The organism is Rahnella sp. PD12R, assembly GCF_019200965.1.
GTDB classification, from domain to species: Bacteria; Pseudomonadota; Gammaproteobacteria; order Enterobacterales; family Enterobacteriaceae; genus Rahnella; species Rahnella laticis.
Genome location: NZ_JAHTMS010000006.1, coordinates 108,585 through 121,386, shown reverse-complemented (window position 1 = coordinate 121,386; position 12,802 = coordinate 108,585). Strand labels below are relative to the sequence as shown.

The 12,802-nt window shown below is 51.8% G+C and carries 10 protein-coding genes; 1 reads left to right on the top strand and 9 read right to left on the bottom strand.

Annotated features, from left to right (window positions below; genetic code table 11):
• The first annotated feature begins 97 nt into the window (after positions 1 to 97).
• On the top strand, positions 98 to 1,123 hold the full coding sequence (locus KWG64_RS13505) for a luciferase-like monooxygenase (RefSeq protein WP_218522165.1): 1,026 nt from the start codon (positions 98 to 100) through the stop codon (positions 1,121 to 1,123).
• A gap of 90 nt (positions 1,124 to 1,213) precedes the next feature.
• On the opposite strand, the gene KWG64_RS13500 is transcribed toward KWG64_RS13505, so the two are convergent.
• From KWG64_RS13500 to nusA, 9 genes are all read right to left on the bottom strand, one after another.
• Positions 1,214 to 3,136 carry a DEAD/DEAH family ATP-dependent RNA helicase gene (locus tag KWG64_RS13500; RefSeq protein WP_101078328.1) on the bottom strand — a complete coding sequence of 641 codons (1,923 nt, stop codon included), beginning with the start codon at positions 3,134 to 3,136 and terminating at the stop codon, positions 1,214 to 1,216.
• Complete coding sequence (yrbN, locus tag KWG64_RS25900) at positions 3,126 to 3,200, bottom strand: protein YrbN (RefSeq protein ID WP_223499600.1); 75 nt, start codon at positions 3,198 to 3,200, stop codon at positions 3,126 to 3,128. The genes KWG64_RS13500 and yrbN overlap by 11 nt, the downstream gene beginning before the upstream one ends.
• Positions 3,201 to 3,321: 121 nt before the next feature.
• Positions 3,322 to 4,206, bottom strand: coding sequence for a lipoprotein NlpI (gene nlpI, locus KWG64_RS13490; protein ID WP_218522164.1), 885 nt, complete (start codon positions 4,204 to 4,206; stop codon positions 3,322 to 3,324).
• 130 nt (positions 4,207 to 4,336) lie between these two features.
• Positions 4,337 to 6,460 (bottom strand): polyribonucleotide nucleotidyltransferase, encoded by a 2,124-nt coding sequence (pnp, locus tag KWG64_RS13485; protein ID WP_195813600.1) that lies wholly within the window; start codon positions 6,458 to 6,460, stop codon positions 4,337 to 4,339.
• A gap of 273 nt (positions 6,461 to 6,733) precedes the next feature.
• Positions 6,734 to 7,003 (bottom strand): 30S ribosomal protein S15, encoded by a 270-nt coding sequence (gene rpsO / locus KWG64_RS13480; RefSeq protein ID WP_014333706.1) that lies wholly within the window; start codon positions 7,001 to 7,003, stop codon positions 6,734 to 6,736.
• Positions 7,004 to 7,125: 122 nt separating this feature from the next.
• Positions 7,126 to 8,070: a tRNA pseudouridine(55) synthase TruB gene (gene truB / locus KWG64_RS13475; protein WP_218522163.1), complete on the bottom strand. Its 945-nt coding sequence runs from the start codon at positions 8,068 to 8,070 to the stop codon at positions 7,126 to 7,128.
• Complete coding sequence (gene rbfA, locus KWG64_RS13470) at positions 8,071 to 8,484, bottom strand: 30S ribosome-binding factor RbfA (protein WP_101078324.1); 414 nt, start codon at positions 8,482 to 8,484, stop codon at positions 8,071 to 8,073.
• 79 nt (positions 8,485 to 8,563) lie between these two features.
• Entirely contained in the window at positions 8,564 to 11,257 is a 2,694-nt protein-coding gene (gene infB, locus KWG64_RS13465) for a translation initiation factor IF-2 (RefSeq protein WP_195813598.1), read from the bottom strand.
• 24 nt (positions 11,258 to 11,281) lie between these two features.
• The gene (gene nusA, locus KWG64_RS13460) at positions 11,282 to 12,790 is read right to left on the bottom strand and encodes a transcription termination factor NusA (RefSeq protein WP_152325286.1); all 1,509 of its coding nucleotides are present in this window, start codon (positions 12,788 to 12,790) and stop codon (positions 11,282 to 11,284) included.
• Between the last annotated feature and the right edge of the window lie 12 nt (positions 12,791 to 12,802).

Sequence of the window (12,802 nt, the reverse complement as noted above, 5' to 3'; positions counted from 1 at the left end):
TGCCGTATTCAATGAACACGTAATGGGTAATACTCGGTTTAATTATGAGCGGAATGCACCCTTTCCCCTCCTCTTCATCAACGAGTGAGCCGTGATTATGTCTGATAAAAACGCCGTTCCCCTTTCCGTGCTCGATCTGGCACCCGTCCCGCAAGGTGCTGATCCGGCGAAGGCTTTTCAATGTTCTCTGAGTCTGGCGCAAAACGCCGAGAAATGGGGCTATCAGCGCTACTGGATGGCAGAACACCACAACATGACCGGCATCGCGAGCGCGGCGACGTCCGTTTTGCTGGGTTATATTGCGGGCGGGACGAAAACGATCCGCGTGGGTTCCGGTGGCGTGATGCTGCCAAACCATTCGCCGCTGGTGATTGCTGAACAATTCGGGACGCTGGCAACGCTGTATCCGAACCGTGTCGATCTCGGCCTGGGCCGTGCACCGGGAACCGATCAGCGCACGATGATTGCACTGCGCCGTCATCTTTCCGGGGAGATTGATAATTTCCCGCAGGATGTTCAGGAATTGCAGATGTATTTCGGCGACGTTCAGCCGCAGCAGGCCGTCCAGGCGGTTCCGGGTCAGGGTCTGCATGTGCCAATCTGGCTGCTGGGTTCCAGCCTCTACAGCGCACAACTCGCCGCCGCACTTGGCCTGCCGTTTGCCTTTGCATCGCACTTTGCGCCCGACATGCTGTATCAGGCGCTGGCAATTTATCGCAGTAAATTCCAGCCTTCCGCGCAACTCGAAAAGCCGTATGCAATGGTGTGTATCAATGCGATTGCCGCAGATACAGACGAAGAAGCGCAGCGGATGTTTACCTCGAACCAGCAGCAGTTCATCAATTTACGCCGCGGCATGCCGGGGAAATTACCGGCACCGGTCGATAACATCGAAAGCCTGTGGTCAGCGTCAGAACGCTTTGGCGTGGATAATGCGCTGCGGATGTCAGTCGTCGGCAATAAAGAGTCGATTCGTCAGGGGTTGCAGTCTATCTTGCGCGAAACCGAAGCCGATGAGCTGATGATTAACGGGCAGATTTTTAATCATGAAGCCCGCCTGCGTTCATTCGAAATCGTCTCTCAGTTACAGGGCGATTTGGTGAAAGAACAGCGCATCGGATAAACGTTGCGGTAAATGGCAGACGAAAAAAAACCAGCCCGTCAAAAGGCTGGTTTTTTATTATCTGAAGTTCAGCGAACTGAAGTCAGATTATTATGCGTCAGTAGTACGACGTGGTGCGCGGCTTGGCGGACGACGGTCACCGGCTGCTGAAGAACCTTCACGACGGTCGCCGTTGAAAGAACGTGGAGCACCGTTACCACGGCCACCTTCACGACGTTCACCATTGAACGGACGCGGAGCACCGTTACCACGACGCTCACCACCAGCACCTGCCGGACGGTCGCGACGCGGAGCCTGTGGCTGCGCATCACCGATCAACTGCATGTTCATCGGTTTGTTCAGGATACGGGTACGGGTGAAGTGAGACAGAATCTCGCCCGGCATACCCTTCGGCAACTCGATAGTGGAGTGCGTACCGAACAGTTTGATGTTACCGATGTAACGGCTGCTGATGTCGCCTTCGTTAGCGATAGCGCCAACGATATGACGAACTTCAACGCCATCATCGCGGCCCACTTCGATACGATACAGTTCCATATCGCCAGCGTCACGACGCTCACGACGTGGGCTGTCGCCATCACGTGCAGGGCGGTCGCTGTTACGCGCCGGACGGTCACGACGATCGCCACGATCACCGCGGTCACCACGATCTTCGAATTCACGACGTGGTGGACGGCTTTTGAACGGCTGATCAGCAGGAACGATCAGAGGACGTTCGCCCTGTGCCATTTTCAGCAGTGCAGCGGCCAGCGTTTCGATGTCCAGCTCTTCTGCAGGTTGCAGTTTCGCCAGCAGAGCGCGGTACTGATCCAGATCGCTGCTTTCCAGTTGTTGCTGAACTTTTGCTGCGAACTTAGCCAGACGACGTTCGCCCAGAACTTCCGCAGTTGGGATTTCAACTTCTGGAATGGTAAGCTTCATTGTACGTTCAATGTTGCGCAGCAGACGGCGTTCGCGGTTCTCAACGAACAGCAATGCGCGACCTGCACGACCTGCACGACCGGTACGGCCGATACGGTGAACGTAAGATTCTGAGTCCATCGGGATGTCGTAGTTAACAACCAGGCTGATACGTTCTACGTCGAGACCACGTGCTGCCACGTCAGTTGCGATCAGAATGTCCAGACGGCCATCTTTCAGACGTTCCAGAGTCTGCTCACGCAGGGCCTGGTTCATGTCACCGTTCAGTGCAGCGCTGCTGTAGCCGCTACGTTCCAGTGCTTCTGCCACTTCCAGCGTTGCGTTTTTGGTACGAACGAAGATGATCGCCGCATCAAAATCTTCTGCTTCCAGGAAACGAACCAGCGCTTCGTTTTTACGCAGGCCGTATACAGACCAGTAGCTCTGGCTGATGTCCGGACGCGTTGTCACGCTTGACTGGATACGCACTTCCTGAGGCTCTTTCATGAAGCGACGGGTAATGCGACGGATAGCTTCTGGCATGGTTGCAGAGAACAGCGCGGTCTGATGTTCAGCCGGGATCTGCGCCATGATAGTTTCGACGTCTTCGATGAAGCCCATACGCAGCATTTCATCAGCTTCGTCCAGCACCAGACCGCTCAGGTTAGAGAGGTTCAGGGTGCCGCGTTTCAGGTGGTCCAGCAGACGGCCCGGGGTACCTACAACAACTTGTGGACCCTGACGCAGTGCGCGCAGCTGAACGTCATAGCGCTGGCCGCCATAAAGGGCAACCACATTCACGCCATGCATATGTTTAGAGAAATCAGTCATTGCTTCAGCAACCTGAACCGCCAGTTCGCGGGTGGGTGCCAGAACAAGAATTTGTGGTGCTTTCAGTGAAGCATCGATGTTATGCAGCAGCGGTAAAGAGAACGCTGCGGTTTTACCGGAACCTGTCTGAGCCATACCCAGAACGTCGCGGCCATTTAACAGGTGAGGAATACACTCAGCCTGGATTGGTGATGGTTTTTCGTAGCCCAAATCAGTCAGGGCAGAAATGATCGGAGCAGACAGCCCCAGGTCAGCAAAAGAGGTTTCAAGCTCAGTAGTCATGTACACGTGCCTCATTAATAATGGCAGCCAGTCTACATAACTCGTCGAGAAAATTTTCAGTCATTTTCATTGAAAAGTGTGAACCGGCTCAAATTAGATTATAAAACGAACAAAGCAACCCTCGCCCGTTAAGGCGCTTAAAAATGGTTAATACCATGATTAAAAAGGCTGATTGGTGTCGTCAGCTATTGCTGGTCCGATTCTGATAGGTCGTCTTGCTCATGGCCCAAAAGCGCCAATTCCAACAATGCATAGCGGTGCTCAACAAAGTTATGAACGTTGTTAGCTACCGTCAGTTTGAACAGTGCCGCGGCGCTGTTCTTGTCCCCCAGACTTAGGTAATACTTACCTAAATAGAAGTCAGTTTCACTGAGATGCTCAGCGAGCGAAGTGTTATCCGTTGCTTCTGCCTTGAGGCGTTCCATCAGCGTAGATTCGCTGATCTTGCCCAGGTAGAATTCGACGATATTCCATCCCCATTGCCCTCTGTCCGCTTTGTCATAACGCTGTTGAAGCGCTACTTCGGCATTCTTCGGATTGATTTCTCGCTCCGCAAGGTAAAGCCATAACGAACGGAAGGGATCATTTGGATCGTCTCGATAAAACGCCTGCAGATCATCCTGCGCTAACGAGAATCGGCCACCGTAATACAGTGCGATACCTCGGTTCAAACGCGCGTAGTTGTAAGTTGGATCAAGCTCTAGTACAGAATCAAACGCTTCATAGGCAGCATCGAAATTGCCTGCCTGCGTTAGGTAAATCCCCAGGTAGTTAAAAACTTCTGGCATATCAGGACGAATAGACAGCGCTTGTGAAAAATCATTTCGCGCCAGTGCTCTTAGCCCGAGACTATCATACAGCACACCGCGCTCATATAATAGCTGTGCTCTCTCATCGTCAGTCAATGACCGGCTGGCAAGTATTTGTTCCATGCGTGCCAGAATGACTTCCTGCTGCAACGTCGGCTGCAACGGAATCGCCAGAACTTCATTTTTACGCCAATCATGGTTGCTGCATCCTGCCAACATAAGTGCTGTCGCAACATAACACCAGCGCAAGAAAGGCTTCATTTCTACTCCCGGAGACAAACATTGGATGAACGTCCTGTCATCCGCTTGCTTAACACAAACGCATCCCTACGTTCGTGAGACGAACAGCTCCCGTCCAAGTGGAAAGGAGCTGTAAAACTTCTGTTACAGATTATTCAGCTGCAGGTTGCTCAGTTGTATCGTCCTGAGTTGGTGCGGTAGCTTCTTTGATGCTCAGACGCACACGACCCTGACGGTCAACTTCCAGAACCTTAACCGGAACTTCCTGGCCCATCTGCAGGTAATCAGTCACTTTCTCAACGCGCTTATCAGCGATTTGAGAGATGTGAACCAGACCTTCTTTACCGCCGCCGATGGCAACAAACGCACCAAAGTCAACGATACGGGTCACTTTACCCTGATAGATACGACCCACTTCGATTTCTGCAGTGATCTCTTCGATACGACGGATAGCGTATTTCGCTTTCTCGCCGTCGGTTGCTGCGATTTTCACAGTACCGTCATCTTCGATTTCGATAGTGGTGCCAGTTTCTTCAGTCAGAGCACGGATCACAGAACCACCTTTACCGATCACGTCTTTGATTTTGTCCGGACTGATCTTGATGGTGTGGATGCGTGGAGCAAACTGAGAGATATCGCCACGTGGTGTGCTGATAGCCTGTTCCATTACGCCCAGAATGTGCAGACGCGCACCCTTAGCCTGGTTCAGAGCCACCTGCATGATTTCGCGGGTGATACCTTCGATTTTAATGTCCATCTGCAGCGCGGTGATACCGTCGCGGCTACCGGCCACTTTGAAGTCCATATCGCCCAGGTGATCTTCGTCACCCAGAATGTCGGACAGAACGACAAAGCTGTCGTCTTCTTTAACCAGACCCATTGCGATACCCGCAACAGCGGCTTTAATCGGAACACCTGCATCCATCAGGGCCAGAGAAGCACCACAAACAGAAGCCATTGAAGATGAACCGTTAGATTCGGTGATTTCAGAAACTACACGTACGGTGTAAGGGAAGTCTTCTGGTTTTGGCATCATTGCCAGCACGCCACGTTTAGCAAGACGGCCATGGCCAATCTCACGACGTTTTGGCGAACCAACCATACCTGTTTCACCTACAGAGTACGGAGGGAAGTTGTAGTGGAACAGGAAGCTATCAGTCTTCTCGCCCATCAGCTCATCCAGATTCTGCGCATCACGTGCAGTACCCAGAGTTGCGGTAACCAGGGCCTGAGTTTCACCACGGGTGAACAGCGCAGAACCGTGTGTACGTGGCAGAACACCAGTACGCACGTCCAGACCGCGGATCATGTCTTTTTCACGGCCATCGATACGCGGCTCGCCACGCAGAACACGGCTACGAACCACGTTCTTCTCGATGCTGCCCAGGATGTCGGAGATTTCGCCCGCATCCAGAGATTCGTCTTCAGCTTGCAGAGCCTGAACAACATCAGATTTGATGACGTTGATCTGAGCGTAACGATCTTGTTTATCAGTGATCAGGTACGCATCACCCAGACGGGATTCAGACAGTGCAGCAACGCGAGCGTGCAGCTCAGCGTTAACAGCTTCAGGCTGCCATTCCCATTTAGGTTTGCCCGCTTCTGCAACCAGAGCGTTGATGTTGTCGATAACGATTTGCTGTTGGTCATGGCCGAATACCACCGCACCCAACATTTGATCTTCGCTCAGCACTTCAGCTTCAGATTCAACCATCAGAACTGCGCCCTGAGTACCCGCTACAACCAGATCCAGACGGCTGGTTTTCAGCTCATCGGCAGTTGGGTTCAGAACGTACTGGTCATTGATATAACCTACGCGAGCTGCACCGATTGGGCCACTGAATGGAATACCAGACAGGCTCAGGGCAGCAGAGGCGCCGATCATCGCAACGATGTCCGGGTTAACTTGTGGGTTCAGGGAAACCACAGTCGCGATAACCTGAACTTCATTCAGAAAACCTTCCGGGAACAGAGGACGGATAGGACGGTCAATCAGACGGGAAGTCAGTGTTTCGCCTTCGCTTGGACGGCCTTCACGACGGAAGAAGCTACCCGGGATACGACCAGCAGCGTAAGTACGCTCCTGATAGTTAACCGTCAGCGGGAAGAAGCTCTGACCTGGTTTCGCTTTTTTCTGGCCAACAACGGTAACGAATACCGCGGTGTCGTCCATGCTAACCATAACAGCTGCAGTGGCCTGACGAGCCATCATGCCGGTTTCCAGCGTAACGGTGTGCTGGCCGTATTGGAACTTACGAATAGTCGGATTAAGCAATGTAATATCCTTGTTTGTGGCGCGCAGCTGTTATGACAGCAGTTCACACCGATAAATATCCGAGCTTCTCACTACATTCTCGCGACTAATGACAATCCTTATTGGCCTGACATTGTGGCAATAAAGTCTCTCATTAGCCGCGCGAAAACATCTGTAACGGAAGTTCATGTTCTTAGAATAGCAATAGAAACAGCAGCCATACAGTAACCTGATTTACTGATGCTTCCTAGAATAAAGGGGCCTATTGGCCCCTTTACACTGAAACTCGCTTGATTAGCGACGCAGACCCAGACGTTCGATCAGGCTGGTGTAACGTGCTACATCTTTACGCTTCAGGTAGTCCAGCAGTTTACGACGCTGAGAAACCATACGCAGCAGACCACGACGGCTGTGGTGATCTTTTTTGTGCTCTGCAAAGTGACCTTGCAGATGGTTAATTTGAGCAGTCAGCAGAGCAACCTGAACTTCGGTAGAACCACTGTCGTTAGTGCCACGACCGAAGTCGGAAACGATTTGAGCTTTAGCTTCAACGCTTAGAGACATAATCTTACTCCAAAATATTATAGATAATTAAACGGGAGCCGATCTCTAATTCAGCTACCCAATGCATAAGCTGCGCTATTCTACCCTTTGCTATATATGATCGCAAGGTGAGCAGAAAGCGCTTAATCCGTGTATTCGACGACTAAACGACGCGGCGCAATGCGGCCATCATCATCTATTTCGCCCACACCGATAAACTTACGTTCTTCGCCTTCGGTGATGCGAACCATGCCACTCGCCGGCGCGCCAGATGCCTGAACAGGTTGACCCTGTTTAACATATCCGGCCACCACGGGCAGCAGATTCACTTCCGGGAAGTCTTCACATGCGCTGTCCATCGGCAACAACAACGGATCCAGCAAAAGATGAGGCTCTATACCCTGCTCTTCAGCCTGAGCAATCAACTCATGGAGTTTTTCCATGGTGACCATACGCTCAGAAGGATAGGTTGCGACCTGCAAACGACGCAGATAAGTCACGTGCGCACCACACCCCAGCTTCTCGCCGAGATCGTCGACAATCGTACGGATGTAAGTACCTTTTGAGCAGTGAATTTCCAGCTCAACCTCAAAACCTTCCCAGCGGATGAACTTGAGTTCATACACTGTGATGATGCGCGATTCACGCGGGACTTCAATACCCTGGCGCGCGTACTCATACAGCTTTTTCCCTTCGTATTTCAGTGCAGAATACATGGAAGGAATTTGCTGGGTTTCCCCGCGGAAGCTGTTGAGTGCGTCATCCAGTTGCTGCTGACTGAAGGTTACTTCTCGTTCAGAAATGATCGCGCCTTCAGCGTCGGACGTGTCCGTGCGCTGCCCCATACGGGCGATAACACGATAACGCTTATCAGAATCGAGCAGAAATCGGGAAAACTTGGTGGCTTCACCTAAGCACAATGGCAACATGCCGGTAGCCAGAGGATCCAGCGCACCGGTATGCCCTGCACGATTAGCGTTATAAAGACGTTTAACCTTTTGCAGAGCATCGTTGGACGACAAGCCAATCGATTTGTCCAGTAGCAGAACGCCGTGAATGTCACGGCCGCGGCGACGTGGGCGACTCATTTATACTTCCTCGTCATCGCCTGCAGCTGAACGACGTTCAGCATCGTTCTTCACAACGTTGGTCACCAGGTTAGACATGCGCATACCTTCAACCAAAGAGTTGTCGTAAGCGAAAGTCAGTTCCGGCACGACGCGCAAACGCATTGCTTTACCGATCAGCGTGCGGATGAAACCGGATGCGTCCTGCAAAGCTTTGATGCCATTTTTGACACGATCAGGATCGTGATTGTCAGTCGTCAGAACATCCAGGAAGGTCACAAAGACTTTGGCATAAGCCAGATCGCGTGAAACTTCAACGCCTGAAACTGTCGCCATTCCTACGCGCGGGTCTTTGACTTCGCGCTGTAAGATAATAGCGATTTCTTTTTGCATCTCCTGAGAGACGCGCTGAGTACGGCTAAATTCTTTTGCCATGATGCTTTTCTCCTCACTTGATCCAGACAAATAAGGGGGCGCAAGGCCCCCCATCTGGATATCAGCTACTTCGCAAACGTTAAGCGATAGTACGTTTAATCTCGATGATTTCGAAGACTTCGATCACATCGCCAGCACGCACATCGTTGTAGTTCTTAACGCCGATACCACATTCCATGCCGTTACGAACTTCAGCAACGTCATCTTTGAAGCGACGCAGGGATTCCAGCTCGCCTTCGTAGATCACCACGTTATCACGCAGTACACGGATTGGGTTGTTACGCTTGATCATACCTTCAGTAACCATACAACCTGCAATTGCGCCGAATTTAGGTGACTTGAACACGTCACGAACTTCAGCCAGGCCGATGATTTGCTGTTTGTACTCTGGCGCCAACATACCGCTCATCGCCTGCTTAACTTCGTCAATCAGGTTATAGATAACGGAATAGTAACGCAGATCCAGGCTTTCGCTTTCTACGACACGGCGGGCAGAAGCATCTGCACGGACGTTGAAGCCCAGGATGATCGCGTTGGAAGCAGCAGCCAGCGTTGCATCAGTTTCGGTGATACCACCTACGCCCATGCCCACAATTTTGACTTTCACTTCGTCGGTAGACAAGCTCTGCAATGCATCAGAAATCGCTTCGCAAGAACCCTGTACGTCAGATTTCAGCACGATGTTCAGTTCAGAAACTTCACCTTCGGTCATGTTCGCGAACATGTTCTCCAGTTTAGATTTCTGCTGGCGAGCCAGTTTAACTTCGCGGAATTTACCCTGACGATACAGAGCAACTTCGCGAGCTTTCTTCTCGTCACGAACAACGGTCACTTCATCACCCGCAGCCGGAACGCTGGACAGACCCAGAACTTCGACAGGGATAGAAGGACCTGCTGACAGAATGTCACGACCCATTTCGTCACGCATCGCACGGACACGGCCGTATTCGAAGCCACACAGAATGATGTCGCCTTTATTCAGCGTACCTTCCTGAACCAGAACGGTAGCAACCGGACCACGACCTTTATCAAGGAAGGATTCGATCACAACACCACTGGCCATACCGGTGCGAACAGCTTTCAGTTCAAGAACTTCAGCTTGCAGCAAGATGGCTTGCAGCAGATCGTCGATACCAGTACCGACTTTCGCAGAAACGTGGATGAACTGAGACTCACCGCCCCACTCTTCCGGCATAACGCCGTACTGAGACAGTTCGGTACGAACGCGATCCGGATCAGAGTCTGGCTTATCAATTTTGTTGACTGCAACGACGATTGGCACGCCAGCCGCTTTCGCATGCTGAACTGCTTCGATCGTTTGTGGCATCACGCCATCATCGGCAGAAACAACCAGAACCACGATGTCCGTAGCCTGAGCACCACGAGCACGCATTGATGTAAATGCGGCGTGTCCCGGAGTATCCAGGAAGGTGATCATACCGTTTTCGGTTTCTACGTGATAAGCACCGATGTGCTGGGTAATACCGCCAGCTTCGCCCGCAGCAACTTTCGTTGAGCGAATGTAGTCAAGCAGGGAAGTTTTACCGTGGTCAACGTGACCCATGATGGTGACAACCGGAGCACGTGGCTCGGCAGCAGCAGATGCGCCCGTATCGCGGTCGCTCATCAGCGCTTCTTCCAGCTCGTTCTCACGACGCAGGATAACTTTGTGACCCATTTCTTCAGCAACCAGCTGAGCAGTTTCCTGATCAATAACCTGGTTGATGGTGGCCATGGCGCCCAGTTTCATCATCGTTTTGATGACCTGAGAACCTTTAACGGCCATTTTGTTTGCCAGTTCGGCAACGGTAATGGTTTCACCCACCACAACGTCACGGTTCACTGCAACAACAGGCTTGTTGAAGCTCTGTTGCAGAGTGCTTGGTTTGCGTTTGCCTTTACCATTACGGCCAACAGCACGGGCTTCTTCGCGATCCGCTTTAGATTCGGACAGCTTGTTGCCTTTCTTCTGTTTGGTCGCCTTGCCACCGCGGGTACGGCTACGACGTTCGCCTTCAACTTTGGCGTCGTTCTCGTCTTCAGCAGCACGGGCATGGGTAGAAGTGGTGACATGATAGTCAGCAGATTCTGATTCGCTTGGCGCAACAGTTTCAGTCCAGACACCAGAGTCAGCCATTTTACGGGCTTCTTCTGCAATGCGCTTGGCGTTTTCTTCAAGCTTACGCTGGGCTTCTTCTTCCGTTTTGCGTTTCAGCTCTGCGGCTTCAGCTTCACGGCGTGCTTTCTCTGCCTGAGCTGGTTTGGTTACTTCGTCGGTATGTTGATTCGTCACTTTATCTTTTTCCGCTGCGTCACGCTTAGCTTTATCAGCGGCCTCACGTTTAGCTTGCTCTTCGGCGGCGCGCTTGGCTTTTTCCTGAGCTTCGCGCTGGGCTTGCTCTGCTGCTACACGCTGTGCCTGTTCTTCCGCGTCACGCTTCGCCTGCTCTTCCGCTTCGGCCTGGGCAATTTCTGCCTCGGTCATATCACGTTTAACATAAGTGCGTTTCTTGCGGACCTCGATTTGCACCGATTTACTCTTCCCGCCGGTGCTCGGAATATTCAGTGTACTACGCGTTTTGCGTTGTAACGTCAGTTTGTTTGTCGCACCTGCGTTTCCACCATTCAGATGCGCCAACAATGTTTCTTTTTCTTGCTGGGTCACAGAGTCAGATTCGGACTTCGAGATCCCTGCATCAGCGAATTGCTGTACCAGGCGATCTACCGGTGTCTGAATCTCTGCCGCCAGCGATTTTACAGTTACATCTGTCATGCTGTTCCTTCCTGCTACAGTTTATTACGCGTTGTCGCCAAACCAGCAGATATTGCGCGCAGCCATGATAAGTTCACCAGCCCGCTCGTCAGTAAGACCTTCAATATCAGCCAGATCGTCGACACCCTGCTCGGCAAGATCTTCCAGCGTACAAACCCCTTGGGCAGCCAGTTTAAATGCCATGCTACGTTCCAGACCCGCCAGGTTCAGCAGATCATCAGCAGGCTTTTTATCACCGAGACTTTCTTCCTGGGCTAAAGCAATGGTGGTCAGCGCTTCTTTTGCACGTTCGCGCAGCGCGTCCACGGTGTCTTCATCCAGGCCGTCGATTTCAAGCAGTTCGTTGACTGGCACATAAGCCAATTCTTCAAGCGTAGAGAAACCTTCTTCTACCAGAACCGTGGCAAAATCTTCATCAATGGCCAGGTATTTCGTGAAGGTATCAATCGCAGCGTGTGCCTCAGCCTGATGCTTGGCTTGCAGGTCGTCTGCTGTCATCACGTTCAGTTCCCATTTGTCATCACCACGATGCTGTTTCAACAATTGGGAGGCCAAACGCACGTTCTGACCATTACGGCCAATCGCCTGTGCCAGGTTGCTGGCTTCGACGGCGATATCCATGGTGCATTTATCTTCATCAACAACAATGGAAGCGACGTCTGCCGGCGCCATAGCGTTGATCACGAATTGCGCAGGATTGTCATCCCAAAGGATGATATCGATACGTTCACCGCCCAGTTCACTGGATACGGCCTGAACGCGTGCGCCACGCATACCGACACAGGCACCTACCGGGTCGATACGTTTATCGTTGGTTTTCACTGCGATTTTTGCACGGGAACCCGGATCACGGGCTGCCGCTTTAATCTCAATCAGCTCTTCACCGATTTCTGGAACTTCGATGCGGAACAGTTCGATCAGCATTTCGTTACGTGAACGGCTGACAAACAGCTGAGCGCCACGCGCTTCCGGACGAACATCATACAGCACGCCACGGATACGGTCGCCAGAGCGGAAGTTTTCACGCGGAAGCATGTCTTCACGCAGGATAACGGCTTCAGCATTGCTGCCTAAATCCAGTGCGATGCTGTCGCGGTTTACCTTTTTAACGACACCAGTGACGATTTCGCCCTGCTGTTCGCGGAATTGCTCAACCACCATTGCACGTTCTGCTTCACGTACTTTTTGTACGATAACTTGTTTAGCAGTCTGCGTGGTGATGCGGTCGAAAGTGACTGATTCAATTTGGTCTTCGATGTATCCGCCAAGCTCGATGGACGGATCTTCGTATTGTGCGGCCTCGAGGGTGATCTCGCGGGTAGGCTGAGTCACTTCGTCGACTGCAACCCAACGACGGAAGGTATCAAAGTCACCGGTTTTGCGGTCAATGCTGACGCGGACTTCGATTTCCTGCTCGTATTTTTTCTTGGTCGCTGTTGATAATGCAATTTCCAGCGCTTCAAAAATCTTCTCGCGCGGGAGGGATTTTTCATTAGAAACTGCTTCTACAACAGCCAGAATCTCTTTGTTCATCCTAGTTGCCTC